We start from the raw sequence: 19,787 nt of genomic DNA on the forward strand, positions 1-19,787 counted from the left end.
GGTGCGGGTGCGGCCGGCGCTCAGGACCTCTGGGGCGCTCGGCCGGCGCCGGGAGGTCCGGCGAAGGCCTGGGCTATCCGCGACCACGCGGCGGCCTCGTCGCCGATGAACTCGAGGTTCAGATCGTCGAGGTGCCGTCGCTGAGTCACGAGTTCGCAGAAGTCCACCGCCGGGCCGCGGACGATGTCGGTCGCGTCTTCCGGTCCCCACGTCCACAGCCGGCCCGACGGCGCGGTGATCTCGTAGCGGAACGGTTCGGCCGGGGCGTCGAGCCCGTTGACCAGGTAGGCGAAATCGCGGGTTCGGACCCCGAGGTGCACCACGTTCTTGATGCGGTCGCCCTCGGGACGCTTCACACCGAGCGCGTCGGCGACGTCGAGACCGTGTGCCCAGGTCTCCATCATCCGCGCGGTCGCCATCGACGCCGCGGACATCGGCGGACCGAACCACGTGAGCTTGGTGCCCTCCGGGACCGCGACCAACGCACCGCCGAGCCGGTCGCGCGTCTTGCGCCAGTCAGCCAGGAGTTCGGCGGGCGGCCTGGCCGCCTCGGTCTCCGCTGCCGCGTCCACGAAGCCCGACGGGTCGCCCATCGCCTGCTCGACGAGGTCGCCGAACCCCGCGGGATCGGTGATCGACAGCAGGGACACGCGGTCGGTCCAGTGCAGGTGACCGATCTGGTGCGCCACCGTCCACCCCTGGGCCGGCGTCGGGGTGGCCCACTGTTCGTCGGAGAGCTCCGCGACGAGGCCGTCGAGGGATTCCGATTCCGCCTGCAATGCCTGAACGAGTTCATCGACGATCGCCATGCGCCCAGCGTCACACGGATCGGCAAACAAATCAAGCGTGAATGATTGTTTCTCTTCCGGACCCCGCGCGAGTGGCACCGGTCTCATCCGAGTCCGCGAGTTTCGCCCCGCGCGCTGTCCCCTGATAGGACGGACCCATGACGAGTCACGCCCCGCCGATCGCCGACCCGTTCACCACGTTCGCCATCGGCCGGGACACCGACGTCGACGCACCGGTGTTGGTCCAGAAGCTCGGCAGCGGCGTCACCGATCACCGCGGCCTCATCGAACTGCCGGCTCTCACGGTGCTCTTCGACGACGTCGGTGGCGTTCCCTTCTACCGGCTCGACGCCGCGTCGTCGTCGATGCAGGCACGGCTCACGATGTCGATGGTGCGGCGTCCCGCGCCCCACGACGTGCTCCGCGCGAGCGCCGACCTCCGCATGCACGACGACGCGTTCGGCACCACGTCGGTCACCATCGCCGGGTCCGCGGGTGAGACGGTGTGCTTCGGCACCGCTCGCAACGTCCGGGTCGGTCGTCCCACCAGCGGCGACCTTCAGTGGCATCCGGAACAGCCCGCACCCGACGGCGTACCCGCGGTCGAGCGGATCGACCCGTCCCTCTCCGGTGCCGAGGTGGTCGCGAAGCTGATCGACGGTTCGCTCCCGATGGGCCCGATCTCAGAGATCCTCGACGGCGGCGTCACGGGAACCGGCGACGACGGCTCCGTCGACGTGCAGTTCACCACCGCACCGTGGATGCGCAACCTCATGGGCACCATGCACGGCGGAGTGATCGCCGCGATGCTCGCCCAGGCGTGCTCGTTCGGAGCCCAGCGCAATGTCCGCGCCGGCGGCGGCTACCAGCTGATCGACTTCACCTGCGAATTCCACCGGTCGCCCGTCGTCGACGGCCGCCGCGTGCGCATCGACGTCGTGCCGGTCAAGCTCGGGCGCCGTCTCTGCCTCTTCGACGCCCGCATGTACGACGGCGACCGACTCCTCGGACGGGCGACGGCCGACGCGCGCTTCGACGTCTGACGTCGCGCCACTCAGCGACAGATCCCCCGTCCGGGACGGGGGTTTCGTCGCCGAGCCTCGCGTCCGCTATGCCGCGGGGACGATCCCGAACCGCGACAGCTGCCGCCGCAGCAGCGGCACCATCTGCCCGGACGCCAAGTGTTCGGTCGTCCACCGCACCACGTGCAGATCGAGGGCGCGCAGTTCGTCCTCGCGCAGCTTCTCGGCGATCACCACGTCGTCAGCCGACTGATCCGGCTTCCGCATCTCCCGCCGGTACTTTCCGAAACCGTCGAACTCCGCCACCACGGACCCGTCCCAGTCGTAGTCGCAGATCGCCGTCCGGCCGCTCGGCAGACGGTAGCGGGTCTGAAGCTCGGGAACTGGCAGTCCGGCCTCGATCATCTGTGCCCGCCCCCACGACTCGCCGGGGTTGTCCGACCGCCCGTCCGCATGACGCAGCGCCCGACGCGCCCGGGCGACTCCGCGCCGCGGCCGTGTCAGCTCCGCGAGCAGTACGCCGCGATCCGCACCGAGCCGCAGTGCGCTGTCCATGACCGACAGGGCCCGCGGAAAGTCCGGCACCGAGAGCGCCACGTCGACCGCGGTCCGCGAGATCGACGTCACCGCGAGCCCATTGACCTCGACGACCTCGTCGTCGCGCAGTCCCCCGCTGTGTATCACGCGGTGGGGTCGACGGTGACCGCCGTTGCTGCGACCGTTGGTGAGGTGAATGCTCGTGAGATCGGGGCGCAGAGTCCCGAGCCCGAGGACTGCGGCCGCAGACTCGTGGCTGAGCACGTTGCCGCAGTCGCGGGCGGTTCCGACAGCGGCCGCCACGCACCGGAGCCGATAGCGGTCCCGCAGCGCCTGCCCCGGGTCCGGACCGAGCGACTCACGCGTCACGTACACGCCCCGTCCCACCGGTATCAGCGTGTGTCTGCGAACGGCCTCCCGGATCTCGCGTTCGGTGACTCCGGAATCCAGGGCGACGCCGCGCCAGATGAGTCCGTATCGATCTGCAGGCCACATATCTCTTTAGACGCGACCGGGCCCTAGACGGTTCCATCCGCCGTCCACAGCCCGCGATCCGCCATCCGCAGCAGCGCCACTCAGCGACAGATCCCCCGTCCGGGACGGAGGATCTGTCGCCGAGCCTCGCGTCTACCCGAGGCACACGTCCACAGGCGCGCCCCTCTCCTCACACCACCGAGAGCGGCAGGGGCTTCGACGGACCGCGGTCGGCGAAGGTGAACGACGACCCGGCCGAGAAGCGCACGATGGCGACCTCGTCGCACTCGGGCTGCGGATCGCCGCGGCCGACGGTCACCACGAGTTCGTCGCCGTTCACGGCACTCTCTTCGACGACCCACGTCGGCTCGACCGCCCGCACCGCCGACGCGATCGCACCGAGCCGGCCCGCGGCCAACAGCCGCATCCACGCGCCGTCCTCCACCGCAGGCGAATCCACTCGAATGCGCACGCGAACGCCGTCACCGTCTTCGCGCACCTGCGCGACCACCCCCGTGTACTGCTCGGGGCCGAACACCGGGTGCGCGTTCAAAACGCCGGCGAGCGCCGTCGCGTCGGACCGACCGTCGAACAGCGCGGCCGACAATCGTTCGGCGGTGATCCCCGCGATGCCGATGAGCTGCTTCTCGAGGATCTCGTCCGCGCGCGCAGCATCGGTCCGGCGTCGCACGGATGCCAGGAATCCGATCGCGAGCAATTGGTGCTGCAAGGCCGTCTCCTCCGCGATCCGCACCAGTGCGGAGGTGGAGAACTCGTCGAAGGCCAGGTCCTCGACGAGCGGACCGCGGTAATCGGCGAGACCGTCGCCGGCGGACCCGTCGATCGGGCTGAGGGCGATCGACGCCGCCCGGGTTCGCAGAGTCGGCTCGGTAACCTCCGGCAACGGAAGCTCCTCGCGGTCGGGCTCGATCGTCACCGTCCACTCGCAGTGCGGCGTCCGGCCCGCGGGTACGCGGGGCGGTCGGTGCACCGGACGGATCCGCGCGCGCCGATTGGTCGCTATGGCGGTCGCATCGAATGTCGGATCCTCGATGTCGTGGCACATGGCCGTCACGTACTCGTCGCCCATCGGCTCCACGTCGAGAAGCGCGCCGCAGTGATCGAGCACGAACGAGCCGTGGTACCGATCGACGATCCGGTAGCGGAAGTCCATGAACTGCGGCGGCGCACCGATATCGAGCTGCAGGCATTTGAACATGTCCTCGACCCCGTCGCCCTCGATCCCGAGCGCGGTCCGCATCCGCCCCGTGTACACCGGGCTGGCCGCCATCCACTCCTCGATGGCGACCTGGGTCATGCCCTCGCGGCCGAACGCCGCGATCAGGTGTGCCATCCCGGACCGATCGATCAGCTGGCCCGACAGCAGCGACTCCGGGACCAGAGCCACCAACTGCGCGCGGGTCAGTCCGGCCAGGCTCACGGCAGGTCCCACAGGCCGACGGGCGACTGCCCGAGCGGATACCAACCGGGCAGGTTCCCCGGCGCGGACTTCTCGATGCGCTTGAGCATGCCGTCACTGCAGGCTTGATCGGTCAGCATCTCCAGGAACAGTGCCGAGACGTTCCCGAAGTCGAAGAAGTCGCGCTGCCAGCCGAACTGGAAGTTCCCCGCGTAACGGAACCAGCTCCCGCCGATGCCGTGCACCGCGTAGTGGGAACCGTCGGCTCGAGTGCTGACGTCAATCGGCCCGCTCACTGGGTTCCCGGCGCCGGAGTACACCTGGCGCCACAGCCCGATCATGTCGCCGGTCCGCTCGTCGATCACCCACGCCTGGTACGGATACTCCCAGCCCTCCAGGCCCTCCATCTCCTGGCCGAGCGCGATCTCTCGGATCTCGTCGCGGCCCACGGCCATGAAGTCCTTCTCCGGACCGTAGTTCCAGCCGTAGGTGGCGTCCTCGGTGTAGAAATCCGCGAGCGGGCGCCAGTCGCCCGCCTTCTCGGCTTCGACGTTGGCATCCAGCCAACGCTGCTTCATCTCGTCCAGTTCGGCACGGGGAAAAGCCATGTCATTCCTCCACGATCTTCAGTGCTTGGGTCGGGCAGAACCGAACAGCGGCCTCCACTTCGGCGCGCTGCGATTCGTCAGGGTTCTCGTTCAGGATCGTCACCGCGTCACGGCCCGCCTCGAAGATGTCGGGGGCTTCCAACTCGCACATCCCGTGTCCCTGACACAGATCCAGATCGACGACGACGCGCATCACCGCTCCCGCCGCCGGTAGGCCACCCGGCACGGCTGCTGCAACTGCACGACCATCTTGGAATGGTCGTTGCGGTAGCTGTCCGGCTCCTGAACCAGGGAGAACTCATAGTTGCGCAGCAGCACCGAGAAGATCGCCTTCAACTGCATCATCGCGAACTGCGCGCCGACGCAGCGATGCCGTCCGGCACCGAACGGGATCCACGTCCAGCGATTGACCAGATCCTCCTGCCGCGGCTGCTCGTACCGAGCGGGATCGAAGGAGTCCGGGTCCGGAAAGTCCTCCGGCAGCCGGTTCGAGACCGCAGGCGAGACCGCGATCGACTGTCCGGCGCGAACCGTGACCCCGCCGACCTCGAAGTCCTCCTGAACCAGGCGCATCAGGATGATCAGCGGCGGATGCAGTCGCAGCGCCTCCTTGATCGCGCCTTCCAGCTTCGGGATCTGACGCATCGCAGCGAAGCTGTACTCGACGCCGTCCGAGTAGATCCCGTCGAGTTCGCCGACGACCTCGGCGAGATGGTCCGGATGTTTGAGCAGTTCGATCAGCGTCCACGCCGCCGTCCCCGAAGTGGTGTGGTGGCCCGCGAACATCATCGAGATGAAGATGCCGGTCACGGTGTCCGGACTGAACATCTGCGAACCGTCGTCGTTCTTCAGCGACACCAGCACGTCGAGCAGATCCCGGTCGGCGGAGTCGGCCGGCGGGTTCGCGATACGGCGGTCCATCACGCCGCCGATGAACTCCACCAACTCGGCGCGCGCGGCGTCGCGTCGGCGGAAACTCTCGATGTCGGCGTGCATGTCGACGTAGGCGATCGGGTCGGTGCCCTTCTCCAGCTCGTGATAGAGGTGCGCGATGTGGCCCGACAGCTCTTCGCGGAACTTGCGTCCGATCAGGCACGACGACGAGGTGTACAGCGTCAGTTCGGCGAAGAAGTCGAGCAGATCGATTTCGCCGGCGTCGCCCCAGCCGGCGATCATCCGTTCCACCTCGTCGGGGATGGTGACCGCGTGCTGCTTCATGTGCGCCCCCTTGAGCGCCTGATTGTGCAGCATCTCGCTGCGCCGCTCGGGACTGGTGTCGAAGACGACGCCCTCACCGAAGATCGGAGTCATGAAGGGGTACGCGGCGCCCTGATCGAGCACCTCGTCGGGCGCGCGGAAGAACTCTTCGTTCGCGGCCGCACCGCTCACCAGGACCACCTCCCGGTCGGCGAGCTGGAACATCCCGACGTCGCCGTGCTCGGCCCGGACACGCCGGAACAGGCCGATCGGATCGGTGGCGAGCTCGTCGAGGTGTCCGTGCTCGCCCTCTCCGCCGGATACGCGGATCGATGCTGCAGGGTCGGAGGATGCTGCGTGGTCAGAGGGTTCAGTGTGAGATGCGCTCGTGGTCATGCCGGTGCTCCTTCCGAATGCGCGACCGGTTCGGGCTGGGCGGGGGTGGACGATTCCGGCGGTACGAGCTCGCCCTCGGCTTCGACGTCGACCGATCGCATGTGCGCGCCGGGCGGCATCGAGATCATCGCCATGACAGCCGAAGCCAGATTCTCGGGTGTGAGGAAGTTGCCGTGCCGGGCCAGGCCGAACGCGATCCAGTCGTTGAGCATCGCCTCGGTCTGCTTCTGATCGAGATTCATGCCCATGCCCGTGATCGTCTGGCCGGGCCGCACCAGACCGGCGCGCACCCCGGTGCCCTCCAACTCCATGTCGATGGTGGCGACCATGCCCTCGACACCGCATTTGGCGGCGACGTACGCCGACGACCACGGACGCGGGTGGGCGACGACGTCGGAACTGATGAACACGATGTCGCCACGGCGGCGCGCGATCATCGCGGGCGCCACCGCGCGGTAGAGCCGGTACGCGCCGACCAGGTGCACATCGATCTGCGCCGCCCACTCGTCCACCGGCATCTCGTGGGCTCGGCCGATCTGGAGATCGCCGGCACCGGCGACCACCACTTCGAGGGGACCCAGCGCCTCCTGCGCCGCGTCGACCGCGGTCCGGACGGAGTCGTCGTCGGTCACGTCGAGCGCGACGGCGACCGCTTCGCCTCCGTCGGCGACGATCCGTGCGGCAGTCGCGGCACACTTCTCCACACGGCGTGCGCCGAGGGCGACCGGATGGCCGACCGCGGCGAGGGCCAGGGCGGTGGCCTCGCCGATGCCGGACGAGGCACCGGCGACCAGCACGGGCCGACGTCCGGGATGGGGCTGAAATCTCATCGGGGGACCACTTTCATCGGGAGGGACGCGAAACCGCGGACGTTCACCGAGTGCACGCGTTCGGCGGCGTCGACGTCGACGTCGAAACTCTTGACGGTTCGGGCGATCTCGGCGAGGCCGAGGTCGGCCTCGAGTCGGGCCAGGTGCGCTCCCAGGCAGAAGTGCGTGCCGAGTCCGAACGAGAGGATGGTGCGGCTGCTGTCACGGCCGATGCGGTACTGGTCCGCGTCCGGCCCGAAGACCTCTTCGTCTCGATTCGCCGAACCGATCAGCAGCAGCACCCGATCGCCCGCGGGAATGGTGTAGCCGCCGTATTCGACGTCGTCGACCACGCGCCGCAGCAGCATCTGCGTGGAGGTGTCGAACCGGAGCGTCTCCTGGACCCAGTCCCCGACGACGGCCGCCGGATCGGCGCCCGCGCCGACCTCATCGAGGATCCCCGCCACCTGCCCCCCGCTGCGATGACCCCAGTAGACGGAATTCGCCAGCAGCTTGGTGGTGGTCTCGTTGCCCGCGACCACCATGAGCATCATGAAGCCGATGATCTCCTGGTCGGTCATCGTGGTGCGCTCGCCCTTCGCCGCGGCCACCCCGTCTCCGACGAGTTCGGCGCCGATCAGCGCGGAGACGAGGTCGTCGCCCGGGCGTCTGCGACGGTCGGCGAGCAACTCCGCGTAATAGCCGTGCAACTCCAGGTAGGCGCGCACAGCGGCTTCGGGGACATCGGTGACGCCCTCCTCCCGGTGGATCAGCAGATCCGACTGCCGTCGCAGGTATGCGCGGTCGGACGGCCCGACCCCGAGCAGCTCCGAGACCACGTCCATCGGCAACAGTCCGGCGAAGTCGTGGACGAAGTCGAACTCCCCCATCTCCACGCAGCGCGCCCAGTGCCGATTCGTCAGCTCGTGGATCCGAGGTGCGAGCTCGCTGACCCGGCGCGGCGTGAATCCCTTCGAGACGAGCTTGCGCAGGCGCAGGTGGCGCGGGTCGTCCATCGCCAGGAAGCTCATCGCGTACTCGGCGTTCTCGTTGTACGACGTCGGATCCATCGAGACGCCCCAGCTGTTCGACAGCCGCACGTTGTCGCGGAAGGCCTCGGAGACGTCGTCGTGCCGGGCCAGCGCCCAGAAGTCGCCGTCGGTGTTGCGGTACACCGGCGCGTCGCGGCGCAGCCGCGCGTAGGTCGGATACGGGTCCTCGTGAAAGTCGTAGTCGTACGGGTCGAACGGAATCGACTCCTGCATTCCGGTGTCGGTGACGGTCAACGTCTCATTCCCATCAATCGTTGAAGAGCAGTGCGGCGGCCGCGACCAGCCGCTCGGATGTCGCTTCGTAGGTCAGGTGTCCCATGCCGGCGGTGACGAGTCCGCCTGCGTAGAGCATCTGCAGGGCGTCCACCACCCGAGGGGCATCGGGGTGGTCGTCACCGACCGCGGCGGCGAGGCGGTCGTGAATGAACCCGCCGATCCGCCACCGCAGGTGCTCGGAGTCCGGGTCGCTGCCCAGCAGCGCGACGGTGACGGCTCCGCCGAGCTGTCCCTCTCCGGCGACCACGGTCGAGACTCCGCGCAGCACCTGCGCCACGCGCTCGGCCCGGGGCAGGGAGGCGTCCACCTCGGGCACTCCGGCGGCCAGACGCCGCCAGAACACCTCCGCCACCAGGTGACTCTTCGAGCTGAAATACGTGTAGGCGGTGGCCGGCGCCACCCCCGCGCGCTTCGCGACGTCACGCACCGAGAGCGCATCGAAGCCGTCCGCGGCGAGGATCTCGACGGCCGCCTCGGTCATCTTGGTGATCTTCTCGGCCTGCTGCGGACTCAGGCGCCGCCGGGTGGACTCGGCCGCGACACCGGCGGACTCGACTGGGGTGGACATGTGACGCACGCTACTCTACGGTTGAACCGAAGTCCAGACACCTGTCCAGATGGAGTTCTGACAATGACCCGAGCGAGCCTCCCACTCAGGCCCGACACCGCCACCGACCTGCTCGTCGACGGCGCCCTGATCCCCGGTTCCGGCGGCGTCTTCGACGTCGTCAACCCCGCTACGGAGGAGGTGATCGGCCAGGCGGCCGAAGCCACCGCGTCCGACATGGATCGGGCGATCGAGGCCGCCCGCCGAGCCTTCGATCGGACCGACTGGTCGCGCGACCACGCCTTCCGCGCCCACTGCCTGCGGCAACTGCGCGACGCACTGCTCGCGCACGCGGACGAACTGCGGGAGCTGACGGTCGCCGAAGTGGGCTGTCCCACGTTCCTGACGCACGGCCCGCAGCTGGTGGGGCCGATCACCGATCTCGGGTACTTCGCCGACCTCGCCGAGAGCTATTCGTGGATCACCGATCTCGGCGAGGCGAGCCCGATGGGCATCAAGAACCGGCGAGAGCTGCGCGCCGAGGCGATCGGTGTGGTCGGCGCGATCACACCGTGGAACTTTCCGCACCAGATCAACTTCGCCAAGATCGGTCCGGCGCTCGCCGCCGGCTGCACCGTGGTCCTGAAGCCGGCCCCGGACACCCCGTGGTGCGCCGCGCTGGTCGGGAAGGTGATCGCCGAGGAGACCGACTTCCCTCCGGGCGTGGTCAACATCGTCACCTCCACCGACCACGCACTCGGTGAGCAACTGTGCACCGACCCCCGCGTCGATCTCGTCTCGTTCACCGGTTCCACCGACACCGGCCGCAGGGTGATGGCCGCCGCCGCGCCCACGCTCAAGAAGGTCTTTCTGGAACTCGGCGGCAAGTCGGCCTTCATCGTGCTCGACGACGCCGACCTTGCAGCCGCCTGTTCGATGGCGGCGTTCTCCGTCGTGACTCACGCCGGGCAGGGCTGCGCCATCACCACCCGTCTGCTGGTGCCGCGCGAGAAGCTCGCGGCCGCCGTCGAACTCACCAAGAACGCGATGGAGGGCCTGTCCGCGGCGGACCCGACGGACCCGGGAACGGTCTGCGGACCGCTCATCTCCGCCCGGCAGCGGGAGCGCGTCGAGAACTACCTCCGTCTGGCACGCGAGGAGGGCGGCGTGATCGAGATCGGCGGTGGCCGGCCCGCCGGACTGGACCGCGGTTTCTTCGTCGAACCGACGCTCATCTCCGGCGTCGGCAACTCCGCTCGCGTCGCACAGGAGGAGATCTTCGGCCCGGTGCTGGTGATCATCCCGCACGATGGCGACGACGACGCGATCGATCTCGCCAACGACTCCCCCTACGGACTGTCGGGCGCCGTGTGGGGCACATCGCCGGAACGGGTGAACGCTGTGGTCGACGGCGTCCGCACCGGGACGATGGGCGTCAACGGCGGCATCTGGTACTCCGCCGACGTCCCGTTCGGCGGCTACAAGCAGAGCGGAATCGGGCGAGAGATGGGCCGCGCCGGTTTCGAGGAGTACCTCGAGATCAAGGCGGTCGCCACACCCGTATAGGGAGGTCGGCCCCTCGCGCTCCCACCTCTCCCGCCGGCCTGCCCCGCCCGCTGCCCACCTCTCCCGCTGGCCTGCCCCGCCCGCTGCCCACCTCTCCCGCTGGCCTGCCCCGCCCGCTGGTTGAGCGAGCGAAGCGAGTCGAAACCTCCACCCCCACAACTCCACCCCCGACCACACCCCACAACACCCCGAAGGAACAACATGACCAGATTCGCCGACAAGACCGCCATCGTCACCGGCGCCGCCGGAGGCATCGGAGAGGCCTACGCGCGGGCACTCGCTGACGAGGGCGCGTACGTGGTGATCGCCGATGTCAACGACGACGCCGGACGGTCGGTGGCCGACGCGATCGGAGGCATGTACGTGCACACCGACGTCTCCGACCCCGACTCCGCGGCATCGCTCGCGACGGCCGTCGTTGACGAACGCGGGAAGATCGACGCGCTCGTCAACAACGCCGCGATCTACGGCGGCATGAAACTCGACTTCCTGACCACTGTGCCGTGGGACTACTACAAGAAGTTCATGAGCGTGAACCTCGACGGTGCGCTCAACGTGACCCGCGCCTGCTACCCGCATATGCGGCACGGCGGGGCGATCGTGAACCAGTCGTCGACGGCGGCCTGGCTGTACAGCGGCTTCTACGGTCTGGCCAAGGTGGGCGTCAACGGCCTCACCCAGCAGCTCGCCGTCGAACTCGGCGGTCAGCGCATCCGCATCAACGCGATCGCCCCCGGCCCCATCGACACCGAGGCCACCCGCTCCACCACTCCCGCCGCGATGGTCGACGACATGGTCGCCAAGCTCCCGCTGGGGCGGATGGGCACGCCGCAGGATCTGGTCGGCATGTGTCTGTTCCTGCTGTCCGACGAGGCGTCCTGGATCACCGGACAGATCTTCAACGTCGACGGCGGACAGGTCATCCGCTCATGAGCGAGGCACTGCGGCTGGGCTGTGTCGGGCTCGGCAACATCGGCGGTCCGATGGCTGCGCGCCTGGCCGGATCCGCTCCGACCACCGTCTTCGACCTCTCTCCGGATGCCGTCGCCACCCTGGTCGATGCGGGCGCGGTCACCGCGGACGGTCTGCCCGAACTCGCGTCCGCCAGCGATCTGGTCAGCATCTGCGTTCGCGACGACGCCCAGGTCCGCGAGGTGATCGGGCAACTGCGGCCGCACCTGGCGCCGGGCTCGCTCATCGCGATCCACTCCACCATCGCCCCCGAGACGGCGGCCGAGCAGGCCGCCGCGTGCGCGGCGGACGGGATCGTCGTGCTCGACGCTCCGATCTCCGGCGGCGCCCCCGGGGCTGCGGAGGGCCGGCTGGCGATCATGATCGGCGGCGATCGCGCCGGCTACGAGCGGGCCAGAGCCGCACTCGCGCCGGCGGGCGATCTCATCGTCCATGCCGGCCCGGCGGCCGGCGACGGAACGCGGATGAAGCTGGCCCGCAACCTGCTGCACTTCGTCTCCTTCGCCGCCACGGCCGAGGCGTCCCGACTCGCCGAGGCCGCCGGAATCGACATCGCACAACTCGGGCGAGTGGTCCGGCACACCGATGCGATCACCGGCGGTGCGGGCGCGATCATGCTTCGTGACACCACCGGGCCGATCGCTCCCGACGACTTCTGGTTCGGTGTCTTCACGCACGTCCGCGATCTCGGCGAGAAGGACCTGACCCTGGCACTGACCCTGGCCGACCGGCTCGGCGTCGACCTCCCGCTGGGCCGCCGCGCCCTCACCGATCTGGCCGCCGGACTCGGTGTGCCCCATTCCGCCCACGACGCACGCCGCGACGGCTGATCCGGCGCGCAGCGAAATGAACCGAACCGAAGGAGCATTGTGAACCCGACCCCGCAAGACGATCTGCCCCCGATGACCGAGCGACGCCGCAAGGGCCTGGCGACGATGTCGGAGGTGTACGGCTGGGAGATGTCCGACGGTCCGGGCGACTTCTTCGCGCACACCGCCGATCAGGTCTTCGGCGAGGTGTGGAGCCGCGAGGGCCTCACCCACCGCGACCGCAGGCTGGTCCTCCTCGGCGCGCTGGCCGCCAACGGTCAGGTGGACGTCGCCGAGATCCAGGCGGCGGCGGCGCTCGGCAACGGCGAACTCACGCCGGAGGAGCTGAACGAGATCGGACTGTTCCTCTGCTACTACGTCGGCTGGCCGCTGGGCACCAAGATGACGATGATGTTCGGCGAGGTCGCCGGCAAGCACCGGAAGTCCGAGCACTGAGCCCGAACCCGCGCCCGTCGAGACCGCGCACGACCATAGGCTGACCGGCATGGACTTTCGATTGGTAGACCTCAGCGCCGACGAGATCGCTGCGCAGCTCGCCGTGGTGGAACCGCTGACCGAGTCGGTCCGCGCGCTGATCGACGCGGTGATCCGCACCGAGGTGCCCGACGACGATCTGGACGACGCGCGCCGGCGGATCGACGCGGTCACCGCCTCACTGCGCGCAGCGCAGAGGCCGGGCAGCTACGGAGTGCCGTTCACCCGCGACTTCACCGGCATGCCGTGGGGCAACGCGGCCGTGGGTGTGCGCAACGCCATCGCTCCCCCGCTGCGGGTCGACCACCACGACGACGGGACGGCCACCGCTCGGGTACGGCTCGGCGCCGCGTACGAGGGCCCGGCCGGCCTGGTCCACGGCGGGATCTCGGCCATGCTGCTCGATCAGATGCTCGGCGAAGCGGCCAGCGTCGGCAACGGAACCCCCTGCTTCACCGGCACGCTCACCGTGAAGTACCTGCGCCCGACACCTCTCGGCGACGTCGATCTGCGCGCCCGCACCACCGGATCGGAGGGACGGAAGGTCTTCGTGCGGGCCGAACTCTGCGACGCGGACGGTCCGACGGTGACGGCGGAGGGAATCATGGTCTCACCGAGGAATCTCCCGTCCCGGGATCAGATCGCGAAGTTGCGTGCAGCGACCGCCGCAGATCACGACGCCTGACGACGAGGTCAGGACGTACCTGCGTCCGGACCGTTCCCGTCGGTCTCCACGAGCCAGCGCTGGGCATCGGCGTAGGCGGTGTCGAGACCACCGAAGACATGCCGGGACGCGGGCACGACATTCTCCTCGCCCAGCGCTCGGACCAGGCACGCTCGCGTCACCGCGTCGATCATCGCGGAACTGACGCCTGCGAGCATGAGACGCCCGCCCGACTTCCGCAATGCCTCGGCCTTCGCGCGCAGCAGCTTCTGCAGTGTCGCCGACGGCACGTCGGGCAGGACGCGTACGTTCAGAATCACCACGAACCGGCCCGGTGCGGAGGGCGGCGCCGGCCACGTCTCTGAGATGCGGGGCACTTCTGCGAACAGCGCGACGCCGGCGTAGTACAGCACGGTGATTCCGTTGGCGGGCAGCGTCTTCGGCGGTTCTTCCAGACACCAGCCCTCGTCGTCTCGGACCAGCGCCAGCAGCCGGGCGCTGCGTGCCGCCTGGACGCAGTAGAGCACCAGCGAGATTCCGGCACCGACGAGGATCGCGTACTGCAGGGGGATCTGGGTCGTCGCGAGGAAGGTCGCCACCATCGCGACGGCGCTCAGCGGCGCCGTGCGCAGAACCAGAGTGACGTCGGCCCATCGACCCTGAATCAACTCGAACCCGATGACGAACAGCAGTCCCCCGATGACAGGCATCGGGATGATCTGCGCGGCGGCGCCGGCGATCAGCACGAGAACCACCAGCCACGCACCGGCGAAGACGCCCGCCCAGCGGCTCGTCGCGCCCGCGGAGACCGCGACACCTGTGCGGGACAGGGAGCCGCCGGTCGGCAGCGATCCGAAGAAGCCGCCGACGATGTTGGCCGCACCCTGCGCCGAGAAGTCCCCGGACGCACTCGCCTTCGATCCGTCCGGGTTCGGCACCGCCGCCGAGATGCCCGCTGCCTGAGCGAGACCGACGAGGGCGATGGCGAACGCTCCGAGAACGAGGTTCGGGAATGCACTCAGATCCGGAAACGTGAACGGCGGCAGACTGTTCGGCACCTTCGCGATATCACCGACGGTCTCCGTGTCGGCGCCGGTCACCGCGGCCACCGCGGTGACCGCGACGAGTGCGATCAGCGTGGCGTACGACTTGACCGGTCTGACGAACTGCAGAACTCCCCACACCGCGACGGTGCCGAGCGCCACCGCCACCGACGCCCCCGACCATTGGGGCACGTGTCCGAGCACCTCGACGAACTTCACGACGGTGTTGTGCCGTTCCGGGTCGTAGCCGGTGACGTCGCCGAGCACCCCCGCCACGATCTGTACGGCGATGCCGACCGTGAATCCGGTCATCACGGCGCTCGAGACGAAGTCCATGATCGCGCCGACGCGCAGCAGACCCATCACCAGCATCACGGCACCGACCGCCACCGTCAGCATCGCGATGTTCCCGACGTCGTGCGGGTCGAGGCCGGCCGAGGACAGCACGCTCTGCGACGACAGTGCGATAGCACTGGTCAGCGTGGTGACCATCAACGCGGTCCGGGCGAACATCGACCCCACGAGTGTCGAGAGCATCCCCGAATACAGACCGCTGACCGGATTGAATCCACCGATCGACGCGTACGCCATCCCCTCCGGGATGGAGAACAACGCGGTCACCAGACCGGATACGGCATCCGCTGGTCTCGGCCGCGAGATCTTTCGGATCCGGCGCATGATCGCTGACACGGCCACCTCAGACGTTCCTCTCCGCATTCTGCGAATCTCGTCGGATCTCGACCGGCCGAGCACTCAATTCCGGTGCGTTAGCCACCACCAGCCACGCCGCGAGCGTGGAGAAGAGCAGTGGAACCATGAGATCCATCTGCGGCACGATCGCCAACCCGAGGAACAGACTCAGCCAGCCGTTGCGCGCAGCGGCCACCGAGATCCCGACTACCGACGCGCTCACGCACAGGGTCAGCGGTATCGAGGTCCAGAGTGTGTGAACGCCGAATCCGAAGGCCGCTCCGATGAACACCGCGGGAAAGATCCGGCCGCCCCGGAAACCTGACGCCCCGGCGACCAGCAGCGCGCACAGCTTCACCGCCGCGAACACGAAGAATCCCATGGCGGTGGTGGTCGCCACCTCGCCCGGCAGCTCGTTCATCTGCTCGAGGCCTTTGAACAGGGTGATGGTGCCGCCGAGCGCACCGAGGCCGCCGAGGACCGCCCCGGCCACGGTCAGCCGCACCACGGGACCGGGCAACCGGGTGTTCAGCAGTCGGTGCAGGGGGTCGAAGAGCGCGGCACCGACCACGCCGACGGTTGCCGCGGCCGCCGCGACACCGATGGCGAGGAGCACGTGGACCACACCGCCGATCGTCTCGTCCGGCAGACCCATCGACAGCCCGAGATCGGTGAAGTGCAGCATCACGAACGAACCGGTCGCCGCGGCGACGAGCGGCACGTACAGCCGGTGCCACAGCGGGACGCGGGGATCGCCGCTGTTGAGTTCGGACAGCATCAGCGCCGCGGCGACCGGTGTCCCGAACATCGCGCCGATCGTGGCCGAGGTCGACAGCCCCATCCACTCCTTCTGCCCCAGCTTCGGCACGAGCCGGACACCCAGCCCGACGATGATCGCGGCGTTGATCGCCATGATCGGGTTCTCCGGCCCCAGGCTCACCCCGCCGGACAGGGTCAGAACGGTGGCGAGCACGAGGCCGGAGAGCACGCGTATTTCGAGAGGAGTGGAGACGAGTCCCTCCGTCGCCGGATCGGGGCCGGCATGGCCCGGCAGGTACCGGATCACGAGTCCGGCGAGCAGACCGACAGCGGTGAGCGTCCCGAAGATGAACCAGCCGTTGTCGCCGGACACGCCGAGCGCGGCACTGAGATCGTCCCAGACCAGTTTCTGAACCAGTTCCGCGAGCGCCGAGACGCCCCACAGCCCGAGCGCGCACAACGCGCCGACCGCGATCCCGACAGGGGTCAGCGCGATCATCTGCGCGACCGGCGGCCGGACCGTCGGCGTTGCAGCGGCGCAGGACCCGGTTTCGTCCATCGCAGTCCTTTCGTCGCCCGTCGCGCGACCCACGCGTCCGGCATGGTCGGTAACCCAATGGTCGGTCACTGCAATGGTCGGTCACTGTGGGCCGGCGGATCCGGAGGCGTCACCCGCGGCGAATGACCCACCCGGCTCGATCGTTCCCACCGGTCCGCCGGCCACCGATCGGCCGTTCGGTAGCGTCGAGGCCATGTGTGACGATCATCGCATGGAGCCCTTCTCCGCCGAGGAGTCCGAAGCCGTTCAGCGCATCTGGCGAGAGCTGGGCATTCCGGGTCTCATCGACGTGCACACCCACTTCATGCCGCGCCGGGTGATGGACAAGGTCTGGGCGTACTTCGACTCCGCCGGCCCGATGCTCGGCAGGCAGTGGCCGATCGCCTACCGGGCCGACGAGGACCGCCGCGTCGAGACGCTGCGCGCGTTCGGTGTGCGCGCGTACTCGTCGATGATCTATCCCCACAAACCCGATATGGCCCGATGGCTCAACAGTTGGGCGGCGGAGTTCGCGTCGGCGCACCCGGACTGCCTGCAGACGGCGACCTTCTACCCGGAGGAGGGGGCCGCGGCGTACGTCTCCGAGGCGATCGACGCCGGAGCGAGGATCTTCAAGTCGCACATCCAGGTCGGCGCGTACTCGCCGATCGATCCGCTGCTCGACGGCGTGTGGGAACGGATCGACGACGCGCAGATCCCCGTGGTGATCCACTGCGGTTCGGGTCCGGCACCGGGCGAGTTCACCGGCCCGGAACCGATCGACGAACTGCTGCGGCGGTTCCCGAGCCTGCCGCTCATCGTCGCGCACATGGGCACCCCCGAGTACGAGCCCTTCCTCGCACTCGCCGAACGGTACGAGAACGTCCGGCTCGACACGACGATGTCGTTCACCGCGTTCTCGGAGGAGTCGGCGCCGTACCCCCGCGAGCTCTTCGGCCGGCTCCGGGACGTCGGCGAGAAGATCCTCTTCGGCAGCGATTTCCCCAACATTCCGTACAGCTACACCGAGGCGCTCGCCGCCTGCGCCCGGCTCGACCTCGGCGACCGCTGGCTGCGCGGCGTGTTCCACGACAACGCCGCCGCGCTCTTCGGAATCGGCTGACACCGTGTATGTCGACACGACGATCGTCTGTCGATTGGAGCAGATGGGCGCGGCATCGGCCGCCGCCGAATCGGCCGGATACGACGGAGTGTGGACCTTCGAAGGCGCCCACGATCCGTTCCTGCCGCTGCTGCTCGCCGCGGAACGCACCGAGCGGGTACGGCTCGGGACCTCGGTGGCGATCGCGTTCGCCCGAAACCCGATGCTGCTGGCGACCACCGCATGGGACCTGCAGGCCTATTCACGCGGGCGGTTCGTGCTCGGCCTCGGCACTCAGATCAAGCCGCACATCACCCGGCGATACGGGATGCCGTGGAGCCGCCCCGCCGACCGGATCCGCGACATGGTCACTGCGATCCGCGCGATCTGGGACAGCTGGGAGACGGGCGGCCGCCTCGACCACCGCGGCGAGTTCTACCAGCACACGCTGATGCCGCCGCTGTTCCGGCCCGACGCGCGAGAGGTGGAGGGCTTCGGTCCGCCGCCGATCTGGCTTGCGGGCGTGGGGCCGAGGATGACGGCGGTCGCGGGCGAGACGGCCGACGGATTCCTCTCGCATCCGCTGTGCCCGCCCGCGTTCCTGCGTGAGACCACCCTGCCCGCGTTGGCCGCAGGCGCGGCGTCGGCGCGGCGCCGGGTCCCGGAGGTCCACCACTCGGCGATGGTGATCACCGGGCGCGACGCAGCCGACCGCGCGGCGGCGCGCGAAGCCGTGCGGACGCAGGTCGCGTTCTACGGCTCCACGCCCGCCTACCATCCGGTGCTCGAAGCCGTCGGCCGCGCCGAGCTCGGCCCCAGGCTGCACGAGCTCTCACGCGCAGGCGACTGGACGGCGATGGCTCAGATGGTCGACGACGCGCTGGTCGACGCCGTCGCGGTCACCGTCGACGACATCGGCTCGGGCGCTGCCGAGTTGGTGGATCGGTACGGACCGTGGGTGGACCGGCTGGGCTTCAACACGCCCTACCGCGCCGATCCGGCCCTGCTCGCGGACCTCGCCGCCGCGGTCCGGGAGGCCGCGGTCACGAGATCCGCACCACCGCCTTGCCCCGCACGCGACCCTCGGCCAGATCGGTGAGCGCCCGCGGCAGTTCGGCGAGTTCGTAGACGTGGTTCACCGGCGGTCGCATCCCCTCCCCGACCAACCGGACGATGTCCTCGTGCAGCAGCCCGGGCACCTCGGGGTGCGTCCGGATGTATTCGCCCCATGCCGCGCCGACGACGGAGATGTTCCGGAAGAGCACGCGGTTGAGCTTCACCGTCGGGATGCCGCCGGCGGCGAAGCCGATCACCACGAAACGGCCGTCGGGCGCGACGGTGCGGAGCGCCTCGTCGAAGACCTCACCGCCGACGGGATCGATCAGCACGTCCACGCCTCCCCCGGTGCGCTCGAGGACCCGGTCCTTCCACCCCTCGGTCAGTGCGATGACCTCGTCGGCGCCCAGCGCCCGGAGCATCTCCTCGTTGCCGGTCCGGTGCACCACCGCGACGACCCGGGCGCCGAGTGCCTTGGCGACGATGATCGAGGCCACACCGATGCCGCCCGCGGAACCGAGCACCCCGACGGTCTCGCCGGTCCGCAGATTCGCCCGCATCTTCAAGGCGAACAGCGCGGTCTGGAAGTTGATGCCGAGCGCGGCGCCCTCGTCGAAGCTCAGTTCGTCGGGCAGGGGGAACAACTGCTGTTCGGCCACGGCGATCTGCTCACCGAATCCGCCGAGCATCGATGCGACGACCACGCGGTCGCCGACCGCGAACCGACCGCCCTCCGGAGCCGCGGCGACGACGCCGGCAACCTCGGTGCCGGGAACGAAGGGCAGCGGCGGCCGCAGCTGATACTCGCCGCGGCTCATCAGCAGGTCGGGGAAGCACACTCCGCACGACCGCACATCCACCAGGTACTGACCCGCTTGCGGCTCGGGAGCCGGAATCTCTTGCAGTTCCAGGCCTTCCGGGCCCACTTCATTGACGATCACCTGTGCTTTCATGACTTCCACGGTAA

Annotated in this window: 20 protein-coding genes; 8 read left to right on the forward strand and 12 right to left on the reverse strand. The window is 69.1% G+C overall.

The features are described from left to right. Positions 1 to 20: 20 nt before the first annotated feature. Positions 21 to 809 carry a TIGR03084 family metal-binding protein gene (locus ACE11G_RS14615; protein WP_062367396.1) on the reverse strand — a complete coding sequence of 263 codons (789 nt, stop codon included), beginning with the start codon at positions 807 to 809 and terminating at the stop codon, positions 21 to 23. 137 nt (positions 810 to 946) lie between these two features. Here ACE11G_RS14615 and ACE11G_RS14620 point away from each other — a divergent pair, with 137 nt between their 5' ends. Further along, the gene (locus tag ACE11G_RS14620) at positions 947 to 1,831 is read left to right on the forward strand and encodes a PaaI family thioesterase (protein ID WP_045536644.1); all 885 of its coding nucleotides are present in this window, start codon (positions 947 to 949) and stop codon (positions 1,829 to 1,831) included. Between the two features lie 66 nt (positions 1,832 to 1,897). Here ACE11G_RS14620 and ACE11G_RS14625 read toward each other — a convergent pair whose 3' ends face one another. The 8 genes from ACE11G_RS14625 to ACE11G_RS14660 form a co-directional block, all read right to left on the reverse strand. Then, entirely contained in the window at positions 1,898 to 2,842 is a 945-nt protein-coding gene (locus ACE11G_RS14625; protein ID WP_045536642.1) for a hypothetical protein, read from the reverse strand. 169 nt (positions 2,843 to 3,011) lie between these two features. Continuing rightward, positions 3,012 to 4,262 (reverse strand): hypothetical protein, encoded by a 1,251-nt coding sequence (locus ACE11G_RS14630; protein WP_006894449.1) that lies wholly within the window; start codon positions 4,260 to 4,262, stop codon positions 3,012 to 3,014. Then, positions 4,259 to 4,849, reverse strand: coding sequence for a nuclear transport factor 2 family protein (locus tag ACE11G_RS14635; protein ID WP_006894448.1), 591 nt, complete (start codon positions 4,847 to 4,849; stop codon positions 4,259 to 4,261). Before ACE11G_RS14635 ends, ACE11G_RS14630 begins: the two co-directional genes overlap by 4 nt. 1 nt (position 4,850) lies before the next feature. Beyond that, a complete protein-coding gene (locus tag ACE11G_RS14640) occupies positions 4,851 to 5,042 on the reverse strand; it encodes a ferredoxin (protein WP_006894447.1) in 192 nt (63 codons plus the stop codon). Next, complete coding sequence (locus ACE11G_RS14645; protein WP_006894446.1) at positions 5,042 to 6,442, reverse strand: cytochrome P450; 1,401 nt, start codon at positions 6,440 to 6,442, stop codon at positions 5,042 to 5,044. The genes ACE11G_RS14640 and ACE11G_RS14645 overlap by 1 nt, the downstream gene beginning before the upstream one ends. Beyond that, complete coding sequence (locus ACE11G_RS14650; protein WP_375002699.1) at positions 6,439 to 7,272, reverse strand: SDR family oxidoreductase; 834 nt, start codon at positions 7,270 to 7,272, stop codon at positions 6,439 to 6,441. Before ACE11G_RS14650 ends, ACE11G_RS14645 begins: the two co-directional genes overlap by 4 nt. After that, positions 7,269 to 8,516: a cytochrome P450 gene (locus ACE11G_RS14655; RefSeq protein ID WP_039866656.1), complete on the reverse strand. Its 1,248-nt coding sequence runs from the start codon at positions 8,514 to 8,516 to the stop codon at positions 7,269 to 7,271. Before ACE11G_RS14655 ends, ACE11G_RS14650 begins: the two co-directional genes overlap by 4 nt. Before the next feature lie 34 nt (positions 8,517 to 8,550). Next, positions 8,551 to 9,147, reverse strand: coding sequence for a TetR/AcrR family transcriptional regulator (locus tag ACE11G_RS14660; RefSeq protein WP_006894443.1), 597 nt, complete (start codon positions 9,145 to 9,147; stop codon positions 8,551 to 8,553). 63 nt (positions 9,148 to 9,210) lie between these two features. Between ACE11G_RS14660 and ACE11G_RS14665 the strand changes: the two genes are divergently transcribed. From ACE11G_RS14665 to ACE11G_RS14685, 5 genes are all read left to right on the forward strand, one after another. After that, positions 9,211 to 10,692 carry an aldehyde dehydrogenase gene (locus tag ACE11G_RS14665; RefSeq protein ID WP_278126171.1) on the forward strand — a complete coding sequence of 494 codons (1,482 nt, stop codon included), beginning with the start codon at positions 9,211 to 9,213 and terminating at the stop codon, positions 10,690 to 10,692. A gap of 201 nt (positions 10,693 to 10,893) precedes the next feature. Continuing rightward, the gene (locus tag ACE11G_RS14670) at positions 10,894 to 11,625 is read left to right on the forward strand and encodes an SDR family oxidoreductase (protein WP_006894441.1); all 732 of its coding nucleotides are present in this window, start codon (positions 10,894 to 10,896) and stop codon (positions 11,623 to 11,625) included. Then, positions 11,622 to 12,494: an NAD(P)-dependent oxidoreductase gene (locus tag ACE11G_RS14675; protein WP_062367399.1), complete on the forward strand. Its 873-nt coding sequence runs from the start codon at positions 11,622 to 11,624 to the stop codon at positions 12,492 to 12,494. Before ACE11G_RS14670 ends, ACE11G_RS14675 begins: the two co-directional genes overlap by 4 nt. A gap of 72 nt (positions 12,495 to 12,566) precedes the next feature. Continuing rightward, on the forward strand, positions 12,567 to 12,929 hold the full coding sequence (locus ACE11G_RS14680; protein WP_062367423.1) for a carboxymuconolactone decarboxylase family protein: 363 nt from the start codon (positions 12,567 to 12,569) through the stop codon (positions 12,927 to 12,929). Positions 12,930 to 12,978: 49 nt separating this feature from the next. Next, a complete protein-coding gene (locus ACE11G_RS14685) occupies positions 12,979 to 13,653 on the forward strand; it encodes a PaaI family thioesterase (RefSeq protein ID WP_062367400.1) in 675 nt (224 codons plus the stop codon). 8 nt (positions 13,654 to 13,661) lie between these two features. On the opposite strand, the gene ACE11G_RS14690 is transcribed toward ACE11G_RS14685, so the two are convergent. Together ACE11G_RS14690 and ACE11G_RS14695 are read right to left on the reverse strand one after the other, a co-directional pair. After that, positions 13,662 to 15,371 (reverse strand): SulP family inorganic anion transporter, encoded by a 1,710-nt coding sequence (locus tag ACE11G_RS14690; protein WP_375002703.1) that lies wholly within the window; start codon positions 15,369 to 15,371, stop codon positions 13,662 to 13,664. Between the two features lies 1 nt (position 15,372). Next, entirely contained in the window at positions 15,373 to 16,683 is a 1,311-nt protein-coding gene (locus tag ACE11G_RS14695; protein ID WP_375002705.1) for an ion channel protein, read from the reverse strand. Positions 16,684 to 16,876: 193 nt separating this feature from the next. Here ACE11G_RS14695 and ACE11G_RS14700 point away from each other — a divergent pair, with 193 nt between their 5' ends. Beyond that, the gene (locus tag ACE11G_RS14700) at positions 16,877 to 17,785 is read left to right on the forward strand and encodes an amidohydrolase family protein (protein WP_062367426.1); all 909 of its coding nucleotides are present in this window, start codon (positions 16,877 to 16,879) and stop codon (positions 17,783 to 17,785) included. Positions 17,786 to 17,828: 43 nt separating this feature from the next. Continuing rightward, positions 17,829 to 18,863 carry a TIGR03617 family F420-dependent LLM class oxidoreductase gene (locus ACE11G_RS14705; protein WP_278126164.1) on the forward strand — a complete coding sequence of 345 codons (1,035 nt, stop codon included), beginning with the start codon at positions 17,829 to 17,831 and terminating at the stop codon, positions 18,861 to 18,863. Here the strand turns inward: ACE11G_RS14705 and ACE11G_RS14710 are convergent. Then, positions 18,808 to 19,773, reverse strand: a complete 966-nt coding sequence (locus ACE11G_RS14710) for an NADPH:quinone oxidoreductase family protein (RefSeq protein WP_197462931.1) — start codon at positions 19,771 to 19,773, stop codon at positions 18,808 to 18,810. The genes ACE11G_RS14705 and ACE11G_RS14710 overlap by 56 nt on opposite strands. Positions 19,774 to 19,787 lie beyond the last annotated feature (14 nt).

The sequence above is a fragment of the Gordonia sp. PS3 genome (genome assembly GCF_041950545.1).
In the GTDB taxonomy this organism is placed as follows: Bacteria; Actinomycetota; Actinomycetes; order Mycobacteriales; family Mycobacteriaceae; genus Gordonia; species Gordonia sihwensis.